The following is a 24,701-nucleotide window of genomic DNA, read 5'->3' on the forward strand; positions in this document are numbered from 1 at the left end:
GTTTTTTATAAATTATTTCTCGTTAAATCTTTTGTTTTTCTCAGCGTTCTCTGCGCCTCTGCGGTTAAAAATTAATTATTTTAACCGCAGAGGCACTGAGAACACAGAGAGAAGAGCGTTAAAATAATTCGTAATTCATAATCGAATTTTCACTACGAATTACAAATTACGAATTAGTAATTAGTTAATAGGGCCACTTCCAATCACGAATTTCCGGCACATCGTCGCCGTACTTCTCAATGTAGTGCTTGTGTTCGATCAGCTTATCTTGCATCTGCTGTTTCACATAAGCTGCGCTAGATCCTAGTTTGGGTACGCGATCGATTACATCAATTACTAAATGGAAGCGATCTAGATCGTTGAGAACAACCATATCAAAGGGAGTGGTGGTAGTTCCCTCTTCCTTGTAGCCACGCACATGGATGTTTTTATGATTAGTGTGGCGATAGGTTAGGCGATGAATCAGCCAGGGATAGCCATGAAAGGCAAAGATAACGGGTTTGTCGGTGGTGAAAAGTGTGTCAAAATCTTTTTCACTCAAACCGTGGGGATGTTCGGTTTTTGGCTGGAGTGTCATCAAATCGACTACGTTCACTACCCGCACTTTTAAATCTGCGAAGTGCTGACGCAGGATATCTACAGCCGCCAAGGTTTCTAAGGTAGGAATATCCCCAGCACAAGCTAGCACTACATCTGGGTCGCCGCCTTCGTCGTTGCTTGCCCATTCCCAAATGCCGATGCCTTTGGTGCAATGCTTGATAGCGGCATCTATGTTGAGATATTGCAATGCTGGCTGTTTTCCAGCAATGATGACGTTAACATAGTTGCGGCTTTTTAGACAATGGTCAGTTACCGACAGCAGAGTGTTGGCATCAGGGGGCAAATAGACGCGAACAATCTCGGCTTTTTTGTTAAGTACATGGTCGATAAAACCAGGGTCTTGGTGAGAAAATCCGTTATGGTCTTGTCGCCAAACGTGAGAGGTGAGTAAGTAATTGAGGGAAGCGATCGGTCTACGCCAGGGAATATGTCTAGTGGTTTTCAACCATTTGGCGTGTTGGTTGAACATAGAATCAATGATGTGGATGAATGCCTCGTAACAAGTGAAGAACCCGTGACGACCTGTGAGGAGGTAGCCTTCTAACCATCCTTGGCAAGAAGTTTCGCTGAGAATTTCCATCACCCGACCGTCGGGGGAAAGGTGGTCATCTTCAGGGTAAATCTCGGCTTCCCAAACCCGGTTTGTAACTTCTAACACAGGGTCTAGGCGATTCGATGCTAATTCGTCGGGGGCGAAGATGCGGAAATTGCTACTTTCTTGGTTAAGTCGCATGATATCCCGCAGGAATTTGCCAGTCACTTTGGTAGCTTCTGCGATCGCTTGCCCTGGTTTGAGAACATCTACGGCATACTTTTGAAAGTCGGGCATTTTCAGGTCGCGCAGCAAAAGACCGCCGTTAGCGTGGGGATTGTCACCCATGCGTCGATGACCTTTGGGAGGCAGTTCTGCTAGTTCTGGAATCAGTGCGCCGTTAGCGTCGAAGAGTTCTTCTGGGTTGTAACTCTTCATCCAATCTTCTAGGAGTTTCAGATGTTCTGGCTGTTTAGCGATATTCCCAAAGGGAACTTGGTGCGATCGCCAAAAACCTTCGGTTTTTTTACCATCCACTTCCTTGGGCCCTGTCCAACCTTTGGGGGTTCGCATGACAATCATCGGCCACTGGGGACGTTCAGTGAAACCATGTACGCGGGCTTCTCTTTGGATACTTTGAATTTCTGCGATCACTGTTTCCAGAGTCGCCGCCATCTGCTGGTGAACATCTGCGGGATCTTCACCTTCTACAAAGTATGGTTTGTAGCCGTAGCCCACAAATAAACTCTCCAACTCATCATGGCTAATCCGTGCCAATGTCGTTGGGTTAGCAATTTTATACCCATTCAGGTGCAGGATCGGCAGTACAGCACCATCACGTACCGGGTTAAGAAACTTGTTGGAATGCCAGCTAGTTGCTAAAGCGCCTGTTTCAGCTTCACCGTCACCGACAACAGCAGCAACAATTAAGTCAGGGTTATCAAAGGCAGCACCATAAGCGTGGACGAGGGCATAACCTAGTTCCCCGCCTTCGTGGATAGAACCAGGGGTTTCCGGTGCAACGTGGCTGGGAATACCACCAGGGAAAGAAAATTGTTTGAAGAGTTTCTGGATTCCTTCAGCATCTTGGGAGATGTTGTGGTAATACTCGGTGTAAGTGCCTTCTAGGTAGGTATTGGCTACCAGTCCAGGGCCTCCATGACCAGGGCCAGCAATATAAATCGTGTTGAGGTCATATTTTTTAATGACCCGATTCAGATGAACATAGATAAAGTTCAGCCCTGGCGTTGTTCCCCAATGCCCTAAGAGTCTGGGTTTGACGTGTTCCAGCTTTAGGGGTTCTCTTAGTAGCGGATTGTCGAGTAGATATATTTGCCCAACGGAAAGATAGTTAGCTGCACGCCAGTAGGCGTTTATCTTTCGTAATTCTTCATCTGTTAAAGGCTTTGTTTGTGGAGTCGTTGCTAATGTCATTATCGACACTCCATTCCAAAAGGTTTTTGATGAGTTCATCAGTAAGCAATTATACTTGTTTTCAATATGATTGCCATCTATCCATGATGAATTTTTCCAGCCTTTGTTATCAGATTCCTTCGCTTTAGGTACAGAATGGAGAAGCGATGAATTATGAGTTATGAATTATGAAATATTCTCCGCTTGAAAAATCTGTTGAGCAGTTAATTAATGACCTAATTATTTATTTCTAATAACCCAGGCGGTGGCGTAATTTCAATCCGATTAGATTTCAAATCTACGACTGGTGCGATCGCTTCCACAAATGGAATCAAAACCGTCGTTTGCTTTTTGTCACTTGTACTGAGCGAAGCCGTTGGCGTAGCCTCTCGTAGAGAAGTATTTGTCATTTGTCCTTTGTCAGTGGTAAAAGATGGGTGTAATTTTACTTCTAACAAATCATTGCCGGCGGCGATGATGTCTACCACCGTACCAACGAGTTCGCCAGATTCTTGCATAAATACTTCCAAGCCAATCAAATCTAGGACATGATATTCATCTTCGGCTAATTGGGGGCGATCGCTCACTGGCACCATTAGTTTACAACCACGCAACGCCTCCGCCTGATCGCAAGTTTTCACACCAGCTAATTTGATCACATACAAGTTTTTGTTACTGATATAACGTCCTGTTAATAATTCGATTGGTTGTGGTTCTGTGCCATCTAAACGCAACAACCAACGTTTTCCCGGCACTTCAAATCTTTCGGGAAAGTCAGATACAGGATAAACCTTTAATTCTCCAGACAATCCTTGAGGGGAAACAATCTTACCAATTTCTAACCAATTATCGAGATTAGGGACTAGGGATTGGGTATTGGGAACTACGGGTTGGGGATTAGGGGCTGGAGATTGAACATTTTGAATTTTTGAATTTCCTCCTACTCTCTTGCCCCTCTGCCTCTGTGCCCCTCTGCCCCTCTGCCCCTCTGCACCTCTGCCTCTGATCTCTTTATTAGCTTCTTCTTTATTAGCTTCTTCGTGTTTCATTTCCATTTTTCCTACTAGTACAACACGGCGGAAATAAACCACCCCTTCTAAATCAATGAAATGCTTACACTGTATTCATTTTTAGTTTTTAATTTTTAATTTTTAATTCCGCCTTGCAGTACTAGGCAGTCACCGCCGCACCTTTATAAGCTTCTTCAGCCACTTTTGCTAAACGTTGCATAGCAGTGGCTATCTCTTCATCCGTACCCGTGAGGCTGATGCGGAAACATTGATGCTTGTGCGCCCACTCTTCATCTAAACCGGGGAAGAAGCTACTTCCTGGGACAATAATCACACCTACTTGCTTAACTAGCTGGTAAAATTCCCAGTCTCTCATGGGTAAATCTTGTAACCACAACCAAGCAAAAATTGCCCCTTCACCGCGATGAAGGAACCAAGGTAAATCCTTAGGCATCGCTTGTTCTAAGCTGGTTTCTAAAACGGTAAACTTATTTTGGTAAAAAGGACGGATGACAGTGTGAGAAATTTCTACTAAAGCACCAGAATTGATTGCATAAGCTGCGATCGCTTGGCCGTAACGTGAAGAATGGAGACCAATATTTGCCTGGAAACACTCCAGTACCTCAATCCACTTTTCATCCCCAATGGCAATACCAACCCTTTCTCCTGGTAATCCGGCTTTCGATAAACTCATGCAGTGGAGGATGTTATCACCAAACACTGGTGTCATTTCGGTAAAGTTCAATGCTGGGAAGGGAGGCGCATAAGCCGAGTCAATTAACACGGGCAGATTGTAAGGTGCAGCTAGGGCAGCAATCTTTTTCACCTCATCCTCAGTGAGGACATTACCAGTGGGATTACAAGGGCGAGAGAAGAGGATACAACCCGTATTTTCTGAAATCGACAGTTGGCTGAAGTCGGGGCGATATTTAAATCGGTGGGCGGCTTCATCAATATCGAGAGTTGGTTTGTAGGCAGTTAAAGCTTTTGGAACTAAGGAGAGGCCGCCGTAACCTGTGTAGTCAGGGCTGAGGGGCAAAACGATTTGTTTTAACTCGCCGCTAGGGGTATAGCCACCGAAGCTATTCACAGCGTAGAAGTAGAGGGTTTGACTACCGGGGGTGATGAGAATATTGCGATCGCTTAAGTTTAACCCGTAGCGTTTGTTAAAGTCGTTTGCGATCGCTTGAATTAATGGTGCATAGCCCTGACTTGAACCGTAACGACAAACTACCTCACCATATTCTGGACTAGCCAAAAGCTGTGCAGTACAATCCCGCCATAACTGCTCTACTTCTGGCAAAATCAACGGATTACCAGCACTCAAATTAATAAATTGCTGCCCTGCACCCCCTCTTAATGTCTCGATAATATCCTTCATGATTGCTCTTACGCCAGTCAGGTTGGACATTTGAGCGCCAATTTGAGTTAGGGCAGGGTTCATAAGCTGTGACAAAATAATGTATTAATCGAGAGGTGGACAAATTATTTGGGGGTTACTGCTGACATCTAGTTTACATCGTTGCCAAAACAGCTGTCGCCGCCTTAACCAATCTAGCGAGAGAATGATATTTTAACAAAGTCAGGACTTACACAAAAAATAGCCTAAACTTTTATTTCCCGATAGGGTAATTCATGTAGACGCATTCGCGAAGCGTCTCGTAGAGAAGCAGCTAGACTACGAGTACTCCGTTGGAGAACTCGTCCTTACCGCGTGTAGTTTTGCGTAAGTCGTAAAAGTGAAAGAATTCCCGTCTTGAACCACGGTGGAGAACGTCAAATAACTATTAACTATATATAGGAGGGGCTGAGGTTGCAAGTTAAAGCAGCAGTGGCTTACAGCGCAGGTAAGCCGTTAACGATTGAAACCGTTCAACTATCGGGGCCACAAGCTGGCGAAGTGTTAGTTGAGGTAAAAGCCAGTGGGATTTGCCATACCGACGCTTTTACCCTATCTGGTGACGATCCCGAAGGTTTATTTCCGGCTATTTTGGGGCATGAAGGCGCTGGTGTGGTGGTAGAAGTAGGCGCTGGTGTCACCAGTCTCAAACCAGGGGATCATGTGATTCCCCTCTACACTCCCGAATGCCGCCAGTGTGAATATTGTCTGAGTTTCAAAACTAATCTTTGTCAAGCCATTCGCTTAACTCAAGGACGCGGTGTCATGCCCGATGGCACCAGTCGCTTTAGTATCGACGGGCAGATGATTCATCATTACATGGGTACATCCACCTTTGCCAACTATACGGTGCTGCCGGAAATCGCTCTGGCAAAAATTCGGGAAGATGCCCCATTTGAAAAGGTTTGTTACATTGGCTGTGGTGTTACTACTGGTATTGGCGCAGTTATCAATACTGCCAAAGTGGAACCAGGAGCAAATGTAGTGGTTTTTGGCTTGGGTGGTATTGGCTTAAATGTCATCCAGGGAGCGCGGATGGTAGGGGCGAATATGATTGTCGGGGTGGATATTAATCCCAGCAAACGCGCTTTGGCAGAAAAGTTTGGCATGACGCACTTTGTCAATCCCCAGGAAGTAGAGGGTGATTTAGTTCCCTATCTGGTTGACTTAACAAAAGGCGGTGCTGATTACAGTTTTGAATGTATCGGTAATGTCAAAATTATGCGTCAAGCATTAGAATGCTGCCATAAAGGTTGGGGTGTCAGTGTAATTATTGGGGTTGCTGGTGCTGGACAAGAAATCAGCACTCGTCCTTTTCAATTAGTAACTGGGCGCGTTTGGAAAGGTTCAGCATTCGGAGGTGCGAGAGGACGTACAGATGTGCCGAAAATTGTTGATTGGTATATGCAAGGCAAAATAAATATTGATGATTTAATTACCCATGTGATGCCCATTGAACAAATTAATGATGCTTTTGAATTGATGCACAAAGGTGAATCAATTCGGAGTGTGGTGACTTTTTAGCTGTTAGATTCAAAGCTTTTTCTTAAAATAAAATTAACAGTAGGAAAGTATATCTGTCAGTTGTGTCAACTTAAGCTAAAACACAAGATAAAATCTCGTGTTTTAGCCTAAATAAAATTTCAAAATTCCAAAATTAAATCTTATTTTTTCGCTAACAACTCTGAGATAAACCTCGTCTACCTTGAGAACCGTAGTTTTGTAGGTTAGGTGCAGCGATAGCGTAACCCAACATAAATTGCGATCGCACTTGACATTCAAGACAGTCGCTACATAAATATATCTTTTAAAAAACTCTAGGTTTCAACATAGATGAGGTTTAGATATAAATAAATTTAACCATATCATCGTAAATGGAGCAAACTCAAGCCAAGCGATATCTCTGATGGATTAAGCTAAAAAATTTTGGGGGATAAGGACAAACTTAAACAAGTATTTATTAACATTCTTCGTAATGCTTGCGAGGCAGTTGAACCAGGAGATATTATTAAGTGGAAAGTGGATTGTTCTCATATAAATAAAGTCTATATTAATGTCCACAATGGCGGCGAACCAATTCCATCAGAATTTCGAAGTAAGCTTTCTCAGCCATTCTTCTCCACAAAACCTTGTGGAACTGGGCTAGAGCTTGCTATTACCAAACGCATCGTCAATGCTCATAATGGGGAACTGTCAATTTGTTCTGATCTTTTAACAGGTACTATCGTAAGTATTCAATTACCTGTAGTTCCTTTTCAGAGCTTTTGATTGATATCAAGTACTTCTTCTGCTACGGTTATCCTATTTAGGATTGCGATATATAGCATTGCATCACTTAATGAGAAAAATCGATAAATGGAAAAATATCAACTCAGCGCAAAAAACTGGTCACAAGAAATTTATATTAAAGCCTTAAAGAAAGCAGCACACGCACATCAAGGTCAAAAAATGGCAGGTTCAGAAATACCTTACCTCATGCACTTAAATCTTGTGAGTATGGAAGTAATTGCAGCCCTAAGTGTAGAAACAGAACATGATGGAAATCTTGCTATTCAATGTGCTATTTTGCATGACACAATTGAAGATACTAATACAACGTTTGAGGAAATCAGAATTGAATTTGGTGAATCAGTAGCTAATGGTGTACTTGCACTGACTAAAAATGATAATTTAGCAAAAAATCTCCAAATGACAGATAGTTTACAAAGGATAAAAAAGCAACCAAAAGAAATATGGATGGTGAAATTAGCAGATAGAATCACTAACCTGCAAGCACCACCACATTATTGGACTCAAGACAAAATCATTCGATATCGAGAAGAAGGTATTCAGATTTATGAAGCTTTGCAGGATGCAAGTCCATTTCTTGCTTCCCGCTTGGCAAAGTTAATTGAAGATTACAAAGCATTTATCAATTAAATAGTCTTTTGTGAGTCAAATCACACTAGCAATCTAAGCACTGCAATAACATGATATTCATGCATAAATTCTTACATACAAAATGATGGAATTACTTGAACTCATGTTGGTGCTAGCTACAGTAGTTGGTGTTACAGACGGAAACGCAATTTTAGTTAAAAATAATGCCGGACAGACAATTCCAGTCAGGCTAGCGTGTATTAATGCACCAAAGGCGGTTGGACAGGTGTATACTTTAGCAGCGACACAAAGGTTAAAACAGCTACTACCACCTAAAACTCCTGTTGTGATTAGAAGCATAGAAAAACTCGAAAATGGTCGTACAGTTGGTGAAGTGTTTGTGGATAATCGGTCAGTAAATCTCCTTTTGGTAGAGTCAGGTAATGCTGTCGTTGACAGAGAATCTTTACAAAATTGCTACGAAAGCAAAACCCAATATTTAATTGCAGAAGCTAATGCTAAAAATAAGCATCTGGGATTGTGGCAGCAATCAAACATGCAATTGAAGTTTCATAGCAAGTAATATCAAATCTGGTTGTTTGCGAGCAACCTCAGATGTAATTGATATTAGATACCCGAATTTTAAATAAATCGGATATCTAGATAACACCAATTTTTACCAATCAGATAGCTATGATTGCTTTTTTAATATCATCAATCAATTCATCAATCCTTGATTGTGTAGTGTTCCAAGAACACATAAAACGTACTCCTCCCACACCGATAAATGTATAAAACTGCCAGTTGTTTGCTTTTAAGGTGTGAATGACTTGTTCAGGTAATTTCACAAATACGGCGTTGGCTTCTCTCGGAAACATCAAGTCAACGCCTTCTATATTTAACAGTTGATTTTCTAAATATTCAGCACATTGATTAGCATGCCTAGCATTTTTTAGCCAAGCACCAGTTTCTAATAAACCCAACCAGGGAGCAGAGATAAACCGCATTTTTGAAGCTAACTGACCTGCTTGCTTGCATCGATAATCAAAATCTTCTGCTAACTCTTTGTTGAAGAAAAGAATCGCTTCACCTAATGCCATTCCATTCTTAGTACCACAAAAGCATAATACATCTATTCCAGTTTTCCAAGTAATTTCAGCAGGGCTTTTATTCATAGCGGCAACTGCATTTGCAAAACGAGCGCCGTCCATGTGAATTTTTAAATTATACTTTTTCGCTACTTGTTTAATTTTTAGAAGTTCTTCAATAGAATATAAAGTTCCTAATTCAGTTGATTGGGTAATACTAATAACTTTAGGCTTTGGATAATGAATATCAGTGCGTCTAGTGACAATTGCTTCTATCGATTCTGATGTTAACTTGCCATTTTTCCCTTGAGCGAGTAAAAGTTTAGAACCATTAGATGCAAATTCAGGTGCGCCACATTCATCTGTTTCTATGTGAGATGTTTCATGGCAAATCACACTATGATATGACTGGCAAAGGGCAGCTAAAGATAAAGAATTTGCGGCTGTACCATTAAAGGTGAAAAATACTTCACAATCAATTTCAAAGAGTTCCCGAAAATAATCTGTTGCTTTTTGAGTCCATTCATCATTCCCATAAGCTGGAACACTACCCTGATTTGCTCTAATCATATATTCCAGTGCTTCTGGACAAATACCAGAAGAATTATCACTTGCAAACTGTTCTAAGTTGCTACTCATCATCTCTACTTTGATTTTTCTTAGTAATTATTATAATATTAGTAAATAATTTTTGTAGTTGACAACTACAAGATTTAGGAAAAATATTAATATCTCAAATTAGATAATAACTCTGCTAATGACAATAACTTCAGATGGCAATACTGCTCGGGTTTTGCATTTTTAACTCGGAATTGGGTTTGGGGAAAAGGTTAAAGGGTAAAGGTTAAAGGTTTTTATTTTCCCTTCCCGTTTTCCCCTTAACCGACAAGTATTGCTTCAGATAGTAATCAATTCAATATTTGTAGAGCAATCGTAAATTATTTTTAAATAACTATAAGCCTAGCTTTTAAAATAAGTTAGTAGTTCGCAAAATTTTATTTTCAAAAATAGTATTGCTATATCTTACATTAAACAGTTAATTATTTCTTGGCTTTTGTTTGAGTAGTTATAGCCTCTAATAGGATGAATATATTATTAAATGGATTTGCTAATGTCCACAGAAAACTGGAGTCTTAGTTTCCCTTTACTGAGACATTAAGTTACTACGGTGTATTTCTCAGCTTTGGGTTGAGGAGATTTTAGGACATTGAAAATGGCAAATAAGTAAATATTATGCTAAAAAAATAAAGTTCGCTAATTAGAACGCCAATCATATACTTATAATGTACTATACAATGCCCTGCCAGTAGCTTGCTTCCTTGTAAGGGTACAAATTGGGGAACCTGCCCAAGGCACCGGCTCACCAATGACTAATGACTAATAACTAATGACTGAACCATTGATTGAACTAAAAGGTGTTTCTAAGTCCTTTGGTAGCCATAAAGTTCTAGATAATGTAGACTTGACCATTTACCGGGGAGAAGCACTAGGGATTATTGGGCCATCAGGGACTGGTAAATCAACAATTCTACGGGTAATGGCGGGGTTACTTGCTCCTGATGAAGGAGAAATTTATGTGCAAGGAGTGCGGCGGGACGGTTTGATTGAGGATGGTGGACAGCCAGTTGGCATTGGTATGGTGTTTCAACAGGCGGCGCTATTTGATTCGCTGACGGTGGAGGAGAATGTGGGATTTTTACTTTATCAAAATTCAAAGCTGCCGCGATCGCGCATTCGAGATTTGGTAAAAGAAAAATTGGAGATGGTCGGTTTGCCATCAATAAGCCACCTTTACCCAGCCGAACTTTCCGGGGGAATGCGAAAACGGGTAAGTTTTGCCCGTGCAATCATGTCTAACCCCGATAATCCGTCAGAAGGCCCAGAAGTTCTATTATACGATGAACCAACAGCCGGACTCGATCCTATTGCCTCAACTGTAATCGAAGATTTAATCCGCTATTTGCAATGTTTGAATGGAGTTTGTAGTACATACGCTGTTGTTACCCATCAAGACAGTACTATTCGCCGTACTGCTGATAGACTTATATTTCTCTATGAAGGTAGAGTGCAGTGGCAGGGTACAGTTAGTGAGATATACAACACAGAAAATCCCTTGATCAAACAATTTATGAGTGGAAGCGTGCAAGGGCCGATTCAAGTCGTCGGTTAGAAACTGAAAAGTGAAAAGTGAGGAGTGAAAAATGAGGAATGAGAGTTAAATTCAATTCATAACTCCTAACTCAAAACTCCCAACTCATAACTAATTATTGGGTAGAGGAAAAATATGCGAGGTCTTATGACAAGCCGCTTCGCGTCTGGGCGAACATTTAGAGAAGGCTCTGTGGGGTTGTTGCTCCTGGTAGGACTAGGAGTATTTGGGTTACTCTTTTTGTGGTTAAATAGATTTACTGCTGCTGGCCGTTCATACAAAATTATTGTGGAATTTGCTAACGCTGGCGGAATGCAAAAGGGAGCAATAGTTCGCTATCGAGGTGTTAAAGTAGGAACTATTTCTCAGGTTCTACCAAAAGCGAATGCGATTGATATAGAAATTGAAATTGCCCAAACTGACTTAATTATCCCCCGGAATGTCGTGGTGGAAGCTAATCAAAGTGGATTAATTAGCGAAAGTATTATTGACATTACACCAAAAACAACTTTACCTGCTGGGGTTGTAATTGCTAGACCCCTAGATAAAAGTTGCGATTCCAGTCTGATTGTCTGTAATGGCTCTCGCTTAAAAGGTCAAATTGGCATCAGTGTTGATGAATTAATTCGCAGTTCAACCGATCTAGCCTCATCATACAATGACCCCAAATTTTATAGAAATGTCAATAGGGTTCTAGAAACTACCACAAGTGCAGCATCCAGTTTTACTGAGCTAAGTCAGGATTTACAAGGTTTGACTAAAAGCTTGCGACAACAACTAAATACATTTTCAGCCACTGCTAATTCAGTACAACGAGCGACTAACCAACTTAATACATCTGCAAATGAAACAGTAAATAAATTCGGTACAACTGCATCTCAAGCAAATCGTTTGCTCAACAACCTGGATAATCTTTTGACAACAAATCGTTCTTCGCTGGTTGGCGCTTTAAATAATATCACCGAAACCAGCAACCAACTACGTGTTACAGTCAGTAGCCTATCACCATCTGTCAATCGATTGACTCAAGGAGAATTACTCAACAATTTAGAAGCTCTTTCAGCAAATGCAGCGCAAGCCTCAGCTAATTTACGCGATGCTTCTAAAACTTTAAACGATCCCAAAAATGCGGTGCTGCTGCAACAAACTTTAGATTCAGCACGAGTCACCTTTGAAAATACCCAAAAAATTACATCTGATTTGGATGAATTGACAGGCGATCCTAATTTCCGAAAAAATTTGCGGCAATTGGTGAATGGTTTAAGTGGTTTAGTCTCTTCTACACAAGATATGCAGCAACAAGTACAAGTTGCTACTACTCTAGATTCGGTCAAAGCTGCTGTGAGCAAACCAAATAATCTAATTCCTACCCCAGCACCAACCCAACAAGCAATGTCTAATGACAAGTCGCTACCCGTCTATGACGTTAATCCTTCACCTGCTAATTTTGAAAGTAGTGATATCAACCTTCAACCAACCCCCAGTCCGTCTATTCCTAACTCATCCCAAGAAGTCTTGTTAAAACAGCTGCGGGAGTATGGTAAGCAACGAGAGCAACTGGAGACGGAAAAATAGGCAACAGACATCTCCAGAAATTAATGATGCTTGACTTGAAACTTTTGTAGAGATGTTGCATTGCAATGTCTCTACATTTTTTTTCACCAGATGTTTAATTTAATGTGAGCTTGAACTACCCCTCGCGCCTCTTGAGCGATCGCTCTACAGAAAATCCAATACCTTTCGGTTAAGATCCCCCCGCCTGCGGCGACCCCCTTAGAAAGGGGGTAGAAGAGGGTCATAAGCCCTCTTTTTAAAAGGGGTTGGGCGGATCTTCAAAATATTAAAACGTTAACCGAACCGTATTGGAAAATCTGTCCCTCTCCAACTCAGAAAGGGACAGACTTAAACTTGAGTATTGCGCTATTGGGTGCGTTAACGAAGTAACGCATCATTTTGATCTAGTAGTCTGCCAACCCAAAAATGCTGCGTGATGGCTGGGTAAAGGGGAAGGTGAGGCCCCCACGAAGTGGGGATAAGGGGCAGGGGTAAGGGGTAAGGGATTTGAAACCTTTCCCCCCGCCCCTTATCCCCAGAGGGGGCCCCACCTTCCCCTTTACCCTTTACCCCGCCAAGTTCACTTGGCGAACTACTAGCCTGTCACAGTACGTTAAGCAAAGGCATAACGCACCTTTTTATCTTAAAAAAAGTAGACTTAGACAAATACGAACCGAGTATCTGTTGCCAAATTGCGGTTTAATCCGCTTTCCACAACCGCAATTAATTCTAATTGCGTCCCATTATTGGCGAAAATGCCCACAGGTGAACTACTAAATCCAGATACTGATGCTGACCCCAAGAAGTAATTGTCAGCAGATCCTTTCAGCTGAATCCGATCGGTTGCTTTGAAGCTAACAATATCGGCGTAGTCACCATTGCCAGATTTGGCATAGAAAACTGAACTAGCATCACCCAAAATGTAAGTATCTGCACTTTGAGCGCCGTTGAGTTGGTCAATTTCGTTTGTACCACCTCCCCAACCAATCAGGTGGTCATTGCCACCACCTCCAGCCAGGATATCATTGCCAAGTCCACCTAGAAGGGTGTCATTATCTGCTCCACCATTGAGGCTATCATTACCTCCTCCACCTTCGAGGCTATCATTGCCTCCTCCACCTAGAAGTGTGTCATTGTCAAGTTCACCTAGAAGTATGTCATCAGCTGCTCCACCTTCGAGGATGTCATTACCTGCCCCACCTAAAAGTGTGTCAATGCCATCGTTCCCCAAGAGGGAGTCGTTACCGCCCTTGGCATCAATGTAATCATTGCCTGCTGCACCACTGAGTGTCTCATTGGCATCAGTGCCGCTCACGCGATCATTGCCACCTAGAGCATTGAATACGCTCACACCAACAAGTTGGTCGATAAAGATAATGTCGTTGCCAGATGTCGCTTTGTTATTGGCAACAGTCAGGTCAAAGGTATCGCTAACACTGCCACCTTTGCCATCAGCAGCGGTAACAGTGACGGCAAAAATGCCAGCTTGGGAGATATTGCCGAATATCAGACCCGTGTTAGCGATATCAGATCCAGTGGGTAAGCCCGTAGCAGTGTAGGTAAGGGTGTCGCCTTGATCGATGTCAGTAAATTTGTCACCGACGTTGAAAGAGAAAAGCTTGCTTGTAGAGATGATTCTGTCTTCAAGGGGTTGCACTACCGTCGGAGTATCGTTGACACCAGTGACGCTGACGTTAATGATCGCCGTAGATTGTAAACCTTGACTGTCTGCGATCGCATAGCTAAAACTATCAGTTGCAGTCTGCCCTTGGGGTAGAGAGTTAAAACTAGAGGCAGTATAAGTCAAGTTTTGAGTGTTTTGGTCAAATAAAACTGTCCCTTTTGTGCCTGTGGTGTTCACGGCAATGATGTTTTTCGGATCTCCAGCATCGGGGTCAGTATCGTTACTCAGTAATGTGCCATAGAGATTAGATGTCGTTGCATCTTCGGCAATGCTGACTGTATCATTTACGGCTGTGGGGGCTTGGTTTGCAGGCAGATTAAATCGAGCCACACTAGGGTCGTGATCGCTATCTTGCTCGGCAAATTCTGAGTTGACGTGAACGACATCATAGGCATCTAGCTTGCCAAGCAAGTTGCTACTAACTAAAAGGTGGTCGAGTGTTTGGGCATTGCCTTCAAAGTTGTAGGTGTAACGCTCATTTGCTGGCAGAGTTTCAATTAAGGAAGTCAGTCCAGCGCTTTCTAGGGTGCTGACAGGGTTGGAAAACTCAAAGTCATTCAAGTCACCCGCTACTACTACATTGGCATTAGGGTTGATCGCTAAAATACTTTGGACAAAGTTTTTCACCAAGGTAGCTTGTTGCTGACGCTGCACTTCGCTGGTGAGAGTTGGCGGTTGATTCACGCCAAATAATGGTTGGTCGCCACCTTTAGAATTGAAGTGGTTGCCAATTATATAAACAGTTTCACCCTTGAAAGTAAATTCACCAACTAACGGCTTGCGACTGCTAGTAAAAGCCGAGTTAGTGGGGTCAATCAAACCAGGACTATCAGAAAGAGTAGGAACACCAGAGACGTTGGTAACTGTGGTGCTGGAGGTGGAAGTACCACCGGGGCGATCTACAAAGTTGACACGAGCAGGATTAAACAAGAAGCCCACACGAATATTTCCCCCAGGTTCACCGCCATTTGTACCGTTTACTGGGTCAATTTGGCGATATTGATATGTGGGGCCACCAGCAGCAGCGATACCTTCGGTGAGCTTCGCTAACGCATTAATTAATGTTTGGAAGGTCGTGCTGGCATCAACTACGCCATTATTCGTTGCTCCGTTATTGTCCTGAATTTCTTCCAGACTAATGATATCTGGTGATTTCAGATTATTGACAATGCGGCTGGCAAGGTTGTTAAACTTGGTTGCCCCATCGCTGGGGTCAAGGTTTTCGACGTTGAAGGTAGCAACTGTCAATTGGTCAGTGGTGGGAGTTAAATTAGTGACTTCTCTTTGCAGGGTACTGTTCTGTACTACTGTGGGAGCAGCCGATACTAAAACTTCATAGTTGCTAAAGTCGTAGTTAACGACACCAGTAACAGTGCTAAGTTGCGTACCAACATTAATCTCAGGTAGCACTAAGGCATTGTTGAGATCGTCGATCTGAATCCGTTCAGGATTGAAGTCTGAGGCACTAATTAGGCTACCACCGCGAGCTGTCCGCCCAGTGGCATTTGCCCCATTGTCCGCTAATACCCAAATTTCCTGTGATGTCCCAAAGTTTCCAGTGGGTGAAGTGGAGACTGGGTTATTAACCTGTACTCGCATTCCTTCTAAGCTTTCGTAGAAGTCGATGCCATCCTGGGCAGGGTCAAAGGTGGTCGTTCCAGTTTCGATATTACCAGTAGTATCGTTATCGATTACTGTAGTTGGGATAGCTCTGCCGCCATTGCCCAGAATTGTCGCAGTTGGCAAAGCATTGCCGATGGAAACGGTGACAATTGTAGGACTAGTAATTTGTGTTACCGTCAGGTTATTTGCATTATTACCGGGACGAAACTCCGTGACTGTTCCATTGACTAATATGGAATCGCCAATGGATACAGTTGGTGCTGCTGAGGTGAAGACGAAAATACCTTCAGAAGTGCGATCGTCGCTATCTGGGTTGGGGTCTTGCAAGTAAAAACCGTTACTAGCTGTAGCCGTGACAATTCCCGCTACATTGCTAACGGTTTGACCTCTCAAGGGTGAGATATGCGCCGCGCCTTGAATGTCGTGAATCCGAATTGCATCATCATCAGCGATCGCCACTGTTGCAGTAGCAGTACCTAGAGTATAGTTGGCGCTGCTATTTAGAGTCAAAGTGACGGTTTCAGTTCCTTCAATTGTCGGATCATCTACAGGTGTAATGGTGATATCCACAAAGGATTGTCCAGCTGCGATCGTTGCTGTGCCTGTTAGGGTTGGGGTGTAATCTGCGCTTGTGGCTTGTCCAGCACCCGTTGCAACATTGTAATTTACGGTTAAGGCATTGGTAGTACTGCCTGTGCGAGAGATCCGGAAGATACCAGGGTCAGTGCCAGCTTCGGCTGCATTGGCATCTTGGGCTGCGATCGCAATTGTGGGTAGAGACGAAACAATAGTCCCTGGAGAGCCGATTTCCGTGCTTGAATTTACAGCTACGAATGCACCATTGATTCCCACAGCGCTCAATGTTGCGATCGTAGCATTGTTTGACAAGGCGGCATTATCGAAGGTAGCAAATGGGGCTGCGGCTGGAGATGCTCCAAAGACGACATTAGCCTGCAAAGCACCAGTGGAATTATAGATATTCACCGCATCACCACCCGTACTCAAGCCTATGCCCGAACCAGAGTAGTTGCCGATCTTCAACCCGACTGGTGGGTTTGCGCTGAACCAGTTGGATAGGAAAGTAGGATTGGCGGTAGCTCCTTCAAGGAAGATTACCGATTCACCTGCGCCGATAGTTGTAATACCGCTCAAGGCGACAGAGGAGGCGAAGCTATTCGAGTTGTCGTCAATTTTCCAGCCCGTGATATCTACGGCGCTCAAACCCTTGTTGGTAAGCTCAAACCAGTCTGCACCGACGGGCGAATTGCCACTACTCCAGGGAGCTACTTCAGTGATGAAGATACTGCTGGTGGTGGGATTCTCATTTACATCGGTGACTGATAAGCTAAATGTCGTAGTTGCGTCTGGGTTATTGCCAACGGTGGTGTCATTTACATTGACGCTGACGTTGTAGCTGGTCTTAGTTTCAAAATCTAGGGTGGTTCCCGCTTTGACAAACAAAGCATTGTCCGTAATCTCAAAGAAGTTGGCATCTGCACCAGTCAAGCTGAGGGTATTTGTTCCCAGAGCGTCATCACTGACGATAATGTTGCCGACTTTAAAGGGAGTTGCAATACTGGTGCTTTCTGACAAGCTGGTAACGGTATTCGCAAGGCTGACAGCTATAGGGGGTTGATTCGCATAGATAAATGAGGACGGTGCATAGACCCAAAGTTGAGGGTGATCGATATCACCTCCGCCATTCTCGTTAACGACATAAATCAATCCATCCTTGTCTACCGTGATTCCTTCATTCCCCTGATCCACAACGGACAAAGGATTACCCGCATCGGAGACGATGGTTAATGAGCTAGAGATATTCCCAGTGCGATCGATGTTAACAATCTTGCCTGATTCTTGGCTCAAAATTAGCAGACGGCTTGAGTCGGGTTGCCCGTTTAAGGCTGATAGATTCGACAATGCAAAAACATCCGCGAAGTCTGCAAGACCAGCCAAAGCTGGATCGAAAAGGTTGGTCGAGTTGACTGTGGTGAGTGAACCGTTACTTGCAGTTCCCGCCGCAAAATCGATGTTTGTTTGAAAAATTCCTTCGGGTGTAATCTCCTTAACTGCGATGAAGCCACCAGTCTGTGGGTCATAGGAGATACCTTCGATGCCAATATTTCCGACCGTTGTACCGAGCTTTACGGTTTGGACGTTGCTTCTGGTAAGGGTGGTTCCTGGGGTATATGTAAACAAATTAGCCTGTCTATCTCGCTCCTCGATCAAGACAAACTTACCGTCACCGACATAGGTAAGCCCTTCTGTATCGTAGAATTCCGTTCCTTGGGGACTGCTGCCAGCAGCTAGCGTCATTGAGTCAATTAATTGTCCCGTCTTCGATACTTGCACGATCGCTCTGCCGCCATCGCCGACAACGAACAGCGTGTCGGTATCCTTGTTATAGGTAACTGCCGAGACTTCTTGAGCTAGTAAGCTGTTAGTTGGTGCAGTGGTTCGGGTAGGTTCGGGTAGGTCGTAACGTCCGATGCGGACGTAGGTGGAGAGATCGATGGAACTTACCGCCGTATCGTTGTCAGCGATCGCCACTGTTGCAGTAGCATTACCCAGAGTATAGTCGGCGGTGGTATTCAGAGTCAGAGTGACGGTTTCAGTTCCTTCAACTGTCGGATCGTCTACAGGTGTAATGGTGACATCGACAAAGGATTGTCCGGCAGCGATGGTTGCTGTGCCTGTTAGGGTTGGTGTGTAATCTGCGCTTGTGGCTTGTCCAGCACCCGTGGCAATGGTGTAATTTACCGTCAAGGCATCGGTGGTACTGCCTGTACGAGAAATGCGAAAGATGCCAGGGTCAGTGCCAGCTTCGGCGGCGTTGGCATCAGTGGCAGCGATCGAGACAGTGGGGGTTGATGCGGCGATCGTAAAATTCGTGGTATTTGGAGCAGTTGTAGTATAATTACCATCAGTTTGATCAACCGTCCAGTTGTTAACATTAAAGACTGAAGATTTATAGTTTGCAAAGCTAGATTGTCCAGTTCTAGAGCCACTATATTCACCATAGTCAGCACTAGTTCTTAATACTATTGCGTTAACTCCAACCGTTAATCCTGCATTTGCAATTGGATCACCAGGCGTTACAACATCTCCCGATGATACCGCAGTTAAAATCGTAGTTGGAGCAGCTGCGCTAGAGCCAAGAAAAGCATAGATAACGTCACCACTTGCAGAGAGACCGTAGTTACTGCTACCTGATACCGTGGAACGAGAGAGAGTTCCAACTGATGCAGCAAGGGTGGCAATATCAACTCCAGTAAAGCGAATTACTGTACCAGCATTTATCGTACTAGATCCTGATGTCCATTGATAATAAGACTCACCAGTGTTAAAAGCTGTCGTGCTAATAGCTTCATTATCAGTGAAATAAATCGTCGTGTTCGGATCTATATCTACAAATGTAACAATAGACCAGCCATCTTCATCAGCATTGAAGGATATAAAAGCAATATCCCCTTGTGTTAAAGCCATAGGAATTATTTAACCTCTTTAGTTTGTTTCAGATCCTCAAAAAATCAACCAAATGATCCGAAGCGATGTATTAAGTGCGATCGCTCTTGGGATTTATCCAAAGTTGTCCGCACTTCGTAAACAGTCCAAAAGCGATCGCTACACCAAGTACAGCAATTACACTGATTTGTGCGGCGATCGCCTCCCATAACTACAAAAGGATAGATGCAATAACTTACTTCAGCGTTTGGGCGAACATGAGACAATATCGGCATGAAAGACCAAAGTAACTAGCAAAAAATAGCTACATACTTTATTAGTATTAATTCGTACTCATCAACTTCAACCTATCCCGGTAAGTTTAAGAAACAGCTAGCAAAAGGTTAAAAAAACAAATATTTGGCATGGAGTTAGGCTCAAATGTAGACTCAGCTAATTGAAAAGTCAGCAGATGAGAGGCAATTCAATACTTCTCGCATAAGTACTTTCCATCTCTGGTGTGGTCTGGGGAAAGGTAAATTCAAACCTTTTCCCTTTCCCTTTTCCCCCTTAACCGAAAAATATTGGTAGCGATCGCCACTTGTTATTTTTTGGTCAAGTCGGGGAACTCTATTAATACGGTTCAGTAATTCGCGCAGCATTGACCAGAGAAAGGCTTCCCGTAAGGTAAGCAACTGGTATTAATTGTTGTGGGTTTAGTTGAACTGTGTTGTAAGCATAACTTTGAGTTTTGAGGATCGGCTGATGGATAAATCAATTATTCAGTTGGTTGACGAATTACCAACTGACAATATCACTGTCAAAGTTTTAAAGGCTCTTGATTATGTAGCGCCAGGTGAGTGGAGCAATTTGACAGGGTTTGAAAATAGTATTCGCAGCATTACAGGAGAAACCGATGCTAAGGTAATTCAGAGAATCCGCGATCGCGCTGTCGTGTTATACGAAGATCCTCAAAAAGGCTACCAGTTCGCAATCAAGCTTTATCAAACAATTGATAAGGCAGACACAGCTATGGCAGCGGCAGCTTTAGCGAATAAAGTTAGTGAAAAAATCGGCTTTCTGTCTTTTTTAGGCAACATTACTCCCAAAGCTGATGTAACTCAATCTATTGACTTGGCACTGAAAATCGCTGTCGAAATCATCGCCTTTTGTAAACTAAATGGCATTCCTCAGCCTAACCCCCAAGAGTTTGCTAATTCCCTTACTAACAACTATAAAAATGCCTCCTTAATGCGGATGGTAGCTTTAGTTTGTATAGATGGAATTCTGCCATTAGGCCCCGATTTTCTCAGCAAAATTCACGGAGTTATTAGTGGCACTGATGCTGGTGCAATAACTCAAAATCCGGTTTTCTTAGCTATCAATAACTTTTTACCAGGTAGTAATCCCTCTGATAAAGTTGGTTTTATCAGTCAGGGTTTTAACTCCGTACAAGGTTGGATGAATAACTTAGTATCTAAGACAGGTATAACCCCGCAATCAATTTCTAGTAATTTGGGTAGTTTTATTCAGATTGCTGATGATAATTTAGATTTTGTCGCAGTATTCCTAGATCAAACTACCAATTACTACGAGCATACCGGAACTCAAAGCGTCGCTCGCAGCTTGATTTTGGAAGCATACACTTTCGTAAAAGAGGAAATTAAACAAGAGCAACAAAAGCCTATTCAAGATGTTTCGTCAGCTTCTGCTGTCAAGTCAGATAAAATTCAGTATGAAGTCAGCAAAACAGTAGAAGTCTGGGATGGTGAAGACGAAGATTGGTATCAGGGAACAATTGAGAAAGTTCAAGATGACCAATTTTTTATTCATTACCTTGGCTATGGTTCATCTTATGACGAGTGGGTGGGCGAAGATGACATTCGGACTCGCGATCTTCGCGCTGCGGATGACAATGGATATGCAGTTGGTCAAAAAGTAAAATGTTGGGATGAAGACCAAGAAGCTTGGTATTCTGCAACGATTCAGCAAATCCAAAATCAGCAATACTTTGTTCACTATATTGGTTATGACTCATCCTATGATGAGTGGGTTGATAGCGACGAAATTTCTTAACTACTGAATTAGCACAGGGTCGGCAAGAGCAATATCTACGATGGGTTATTATCCTCTCTACGAGACGCTGCACGTAGCTTGCTGAATACTCGCTATTGGTGTCACACCCTGTGCTAGCACTATTACCTTTAAAAATTACGAATTACGAATTACGAATTACGAATTATTTTGACGCGCTACCATATCCCCTATTGCCTTCGTGCAATGTATGTGAGGAGTAGCAGGTTAAACAGATGACAAAAGAATTTAATACACAACGTGCAGAGAATTTGATTGCGATCGCAGATCAATTCGCCCAAGTAGGAAAGGTTACAGTCGTTAAAGCCTTTGGAAGTGGTAATATCAATGACACTTTCTTAGTCACTCTAGATTCCCCAAAAGAACAACATTTTGTCCTGCAGCGCATCAATACACAGGTGTTTCGTCAGCCAAAACTGATTATGCAGAATATGCGTACCTTCACTGAGCATGTTCATAAACAGTTACAGCATATCTCCCTCAATCGTCGCTGGGAAGTACCGCGCGTACTATTAACTAAGGATGCTCAAGACCACTGTCAGGATGCAGATGGCTCCTTTTGGCGGGCGATTAGCTTTATTGAAGGCTCCCAGTCTTTCGATACTATGCGCGATCGCTCACAAGCGAAAGAAATCGGTTATGCCTTGGGGATGTTCCACAATTTAATCAGTGATTTACCACCAGAAAAACTCGCTGACACTCTTCAAGGATTCCATATTACACCGCTTTACCTCCAGCGTTACGAAGAAGCGTTGGCGAAAACTAGTGCTAGTCAATCTTCGGAAGTTAATTATTGTTTACAGTTTGTTAGCGATCGCCAAACCTTTGCACATATCCTAGAAAATGCCAAAGCTGAGGGCAAACTACCTCTGCGTCTGATGCACGGCGATCCCAAAATTAATAACGTTATGTTCGACACTGTTACTCAGCTAGCCGTCAGCGTCATCGACCTCGACACCGTTAAACCCGGTCTGGTACATTACGATATTGGCGATTGTTTGCGATCGGGCTGCAATCAGGCTGGAGAAGAAACAGAGAATTGGGAAAGTGTTCATTTCGATACTGACCTCTGTCAGGGAATCTTACAAGGCTATCTCTCTGTGGCAAAGGCGTTTCTTACCGAGAATGACTATGCATACATATATGATGCTATCCGTCTCATTGCCTTTGAATTAGGATTGAGATTTTTTGCTGATTATTTAGCCGGGAATGTCTACTTTAAAGTTAAGCACCCAGAACATAACTTGGCAAGAGCGATCGTGCAGTTTAAGCTTACCGAAAGTATTGAATCTCAAGAAACGCAGATTCGTAACATTATCAAAGACATGAAATGAACAACCAGATATTTTCCCTACAACCCTTTCCTTCTACTGAATCGCTGCCTAATTTGAAAATTGTAGGCAATATCAGCCGCAATGGTAATCAATTTACCATCCACTATATGCTTGAAGGCGATTTAAAAGAAATTGCGATTGCCCAACCATCAAATACACCGTCGCGCAAGCATGAATTGTGGAAAGACACCTGCTTCGAGTTCTTTCTTGGCATCAAAAATTCTCAACAGTATTGGGAATTCAACCTGTCTCCAAGTGGACACTGGAATGTTTATCGCCTTGATGTGTATCGTCAAGGAATGCAAGAGGAAACAGCTTTTGAAAATCTCCCTTTTAATGTTCAAAATCAATCTGATAGTTTAGCACTAGCCTTAAATGTTGATTTAGATAAAATCATTTCTATGGAGCAAGCAATTGAAGTTGCCATTACTAGCGTTATTAAAGATAGAGATGGTGAAGTAACTTACTGGGCGTTAACTCATCGAGGCAAAGAGGCTGACTTTCATTTGCGAGACAGTTTTATCATTGAGTTGTAAATACTATAGGACTCATATTTGATTTTTGAAAAAACTCCGTACAACTCAAAAAGCCTTCTTTCCTATTGCCTCTTGCCTTCCCACACAAGTAAATATGGCTACGCCACGCTACGCGAACAAAAATCAAAGCGGATTCCTATACTACAAGACTTACGCAAAATAATGAAAAAACGAACCGCATAGACGCGGAGCGGCTTCCCGCAGGGTAGGACGCAAAGGACGCAAAGGAATAAGAGTTTGAGAGAAGTTATTGCATAAGTCCTATACTATTCAAAAATTTACTGTGAGTAGCTGACTCAAGTTATCATTCTAAAATTTAGAGCAACATTGTACTCAACTCGGTCGTGGGAGAAGTGGAGGGTTACTCATGAAATTTCTACCGACTCTATTTTTGCACCCTGTCCTTGGTCTACTTCTGTTAACTTTTTCCCCAAAATCAGGACTGAAACCATCATTAATAAACTTGTCACCATAATGGTACTCACCACATTAGGATCGTCAAAATTGCTTGTACCTATTAATAAAGCAGCAGCAAAATTACGTTGAGCCGTTCCTACTCCTAAAACTCTTTGAGTATCAATACCAGGCCCACCCAGTAAATAACCCACAGTAAAAGAGAAGATAATAAAAATAGCACAAACAAAGATTACACCTGTTTTTAATAAAATGATAATCTCGTTAAAGTGAACTACCAGTCTTACTACTAAACCTAAAAGTAATCCAAAGTTAGATATTTTGAACGTAATTGCTTGAAAATTGATGGCTATGTCCTCAGATTTTGCCTTAATAACTAACCCAATTCCTAACGGGGTTAACATCAACAATATTAAAGGTTTGGCAATATCCCAAGAATTGACTTGTACACCTTGCAAAACTAACGGTAGTGCAATCGGCATATAAAATACTGTGCCAAACATTAGCAACATCATTAACCCTGTAGAAAAAGCTAAATTACCCTTAACTATTTGAGCCAGTTTAGGTAAGGCTGGAGGGCCTGATGCTAACGCCATAATGATAAAACCAGCTTTCACTGGTTCGGTTACAGGTACTACTTGCAACAGCAAATAGATAAAAAGGGGTACAATTAAAAAATTTGCCACCAGTGATAAAATAACTAAACGGATATTGCGGAGTGGTTCCCAAATCTGCTGTAAAGTTAACTTCAACCCTGTACCAAACATAGTTGCAACGACAAATGACAGAAATGCGAGTTTGTCAAGTATGGGGATAATTTCATTCATAATTTTTTGCTTTCGCGCGATCGCTTTTATGGATCTTGTAAGAGTAGATGTAGAGGCAATACTTCTCGTTTTTTACATTTTTAACTCAGAATCGGGTAAGGGTTAAAGGTTTTTTCTTTCCATTTTCCCTTTCCCCTTTTC

The 24,701-nt window shown here is 42.6% G+C and carries 15 protein-coding genes and 1 pseudogene; 9 read left to right on the plus strand and 7 right to left on the minus strand.

What is annotated here, in order from left to right; translation table 11 throughout:
- Window positions 1-184: 184 nt before the first annotated feature.
- The 3 genes from IQ274_RS27890 to IQ274_RS27900 form a co-directional block, all read right to left on the minus strand.
- The gene (locus IQ274_RS27890) at window positions 185-2,566 is read right to left on the minus strand and encodes a phosphoketolase (protein WP_194144115.1); all 2,382 of its coding nucleotides are present in this window, start codon (window positions 2,564-2,566) and stop codon (window positions 185-187) included.
- Between the two features lie 215 nt (window positions 2,567-2,781).
- On the minus strand, window positions 2,782-3,594 hold the full coding sequence (rimM, locus tag IQ274_RS27895; RefSeq protein WP_175586613.1) for a ribosome maturation factor RimM: 813 nt from the start codon (window positions 3,592-3,594) through the stop codon (window positions 2,782-2,784).
- A gap of 121 nt (window positions 3,595-3,715) precedes the next feature.
- On the minus strand, window positions 3,716-4,999 hold the full coding sequence (locus tag IQ274_RS27900) for a valine--pyruvate transaminase (RefSeq protein WP_163928672.1): 1,284 nt from the start codon (window positions 4,997-4,999) through the stop codon (window positions 3,716-3,718).
- A 369-nt stretch (window positions 5,000-5,368) separates the two neighbouring features.
- Between IQ274_RS27900 and IQ274_RS27905 the strand changes: the two genes are divergently transcribed.
- The 4 genes and pseudogenes from IQ274_RS27905 to IQ274_RS27920 all read left to right on the plus strand — a co-directional run bounded on the left by IQ274_RS27905 (window position 5,369) and on the right by IQ274_RS27920 (window position 8,396).
- Window positions 5,369-6,478: an S-(hydroxymethyl)glutathione dehydrogenase/class III alcohol dehydrogenase gene (locus tag IQ274_RS27905; RefSeq protein WP_163928671.1), complete on the plus strand. Its 1,110-nt coding sequence runs from the start codon at window positions 5,369-5,371 to the stop codon at window positions 6,476-6,478.
- A 396-nt stretch (window positions 6,479-6,874) separates the two neighbouring features.
- A pseudogene (locus IQ274_RS27910) lies at window positions 6,875-7,222 on the plus strand (ATP-binding protein); the annotation flags it as partial.
- Between the two features lie 87 nt (window positions 7,223-7,309).
- Window positions 7,310-7,873 carry an HD domain-containing protein gene (locus IQ274_RS27915; protein WP_163928670.1) on the plus strand — a complete coding sequence of 188 codons (564 nt, stop codon included), beginning with the start codon at window positions 7,310-7,312 and terminating at the stop codon, window positions 7,871-7,873.
- Between the two features lie 82 nt (window positions 7,874-7,955).
- Window positions 7,956-8,396 carry a thermonuclease family protein gene (locus IQ274_RS27920; RefSeq protein ID WP_228058405.1) on the plus strand — a complete coding sequence of 147 codons (441 nt, stop codon included), beginning with the start codon at window positions 7,956-7,958 and terminating at the stop codon, window positions 8,394-8,396.
- 100 nt (window positions 8,397-8,496) lie between these two features.
- Here IQ274_RS27920 and IQ274_RS27925 read toward each other — a convergent pair whose 3' ends face one another.
- Window positions 8,497-9,540, minus strand: a complete 1,044-nt coding sequence (locus tag IQ274_RS27925; RefSeq protein ID WP_163928669.1) for a low specificity L-threonine aldolase — start codon at window positions 9,538-9,540, stop codon at window positions 8,497-8,499.
- Between the two features lie 748 nt (window positions 9,541-10,288).
- Between IQ274_RS27925 and IQ274_RS27930 the strand changes: the two genes are divergently transcribed.
- Window positions 10,289-11,071, plus strand: a complete 783-nt coding sequence (locus IQ274_RS27930) for an ABC transporter ATP-binding protein (protein ID WP_163928668.1) — start codon at window positions 10,289-10,291, stop codon at window positions 11,069-11,071.
- Between the two features lie 114 nt (window positions 11,072-11,185).
- Window positions 11,186-12,625, plus strand: coding sequence for an MlaD family protein (locus IQ274_RS27935; protein WP_194144116.1), 1,440 nt, complete (start codon window positions 11,186-11,188; stop codon window positions 12,623-12,625).
- Window positions 12,626-13,262: 637 nt separating this feature from the next.
- On the opposite strand, the gene IQ274_RS27940 is transcribed toward IQ274_RS27935, so the two are convergent.
- Both IQ274_RS27940 and IQ274_RS27945 read right to left on the minus strand, forming a co-directional pair.
- Window positions 13,263-19,397 carry an SdiA-regulated domain-containing protein gene (locus IQ274_RS27940; RefSeq protein ID WP_194144117.1) on the minus strand — a complete coding sequence of 2,045 codons (6,135 nt, stop codon included), beginning with the start codon at window positions 19,395-19,397 and terminating at the stop codon, window positions 13,263-13,265.
- A 44-nt stretch (window positions 19,398-19,441) separates the two neighbouring features.
- Window positions 19,442-19,651 carry a hypothetical protein gene (locus IQ274_RS27945; protein ID WP_163928665.1) on the minus strand — a complete coding sequence of 70 codons (210 nt, stop codon included), beginning with the start codon at window positions 19,649-19,651 and terminating at the stop codon, window positions 19,442-19,444.
- Between the two features lie 469 nt (window positions 19,652-20,120).
- Between IQ274_RS27945 and IQ274_RS27950 the strand changes: the two genes are divergently transcribed.
- The 3 genes from IQ274_RS27950 (at window position 20,121) to IQ274_RS27960 (ending at window position 23,319) form a co-directional block, all read left to right on the plus strand.
- Entirely contained in the window at window positions 20,121-21,431 is a 1,311-nt protein-coding gene (locus IQ274_RS27950; RefSeq protein WP_194144118.1) for a Tudor-knot domain-containing protein, read from the plus strand.
- Between the two features lie 233 nt (window positions 21,432-21,664).
- Window positions 21,665-22,783, plus strand: a complete 1,119-nt coding sequence (locus tag IQ274_RS27955) for a phosphotransferase enzyme family protein (protein WP_194144119.1) — start codon at window positions 21,665-21,667, stop codon at window positions 22,781-22,783.
- Entirely contained in the window at window positions 22,780-23,319 is a 540-nt protein-coding gene (locus IQ274_RS27960; protein ID WP_194144120.1) for a DOMON-like domain-containing protein, read from the plus strand. The genes IQ274_RS27955 and IQ274_RS27960 overlap by 4 nt, the downstream gene beginning before the upstream one ends.
- A gap of 365 nt (window positions 23,320-23,684) precedes the next feature.
- On the opposite strand, the gene IQ274_RS27965 is transcribed toward IQ274_RS27960, so the two are convergent.
- Window positions 23,685-24,560, minus strand: a complete 876-nt coding sequence (locus IQ274_RS27965) for a bile acid:sodium symporter family protein (protein WP_194144121.1) — start codon at window positions 24,558-24,560, stop codon at window positions 23,685-23,687.
- Between the last annotated feature and the right edge of the window lie 141 nt (window positions 24,561-24,701).

The organism is Nostoc sp. LEGE 12447 (genome assembly GCF_015206985.1).
In the GTDB taxonomy this organism is placed as follows: Bacteria; Cyanobacteriota; Cyanobacteriia; order Cyanobacteriales; family Nostocaceae; genus Nostoc.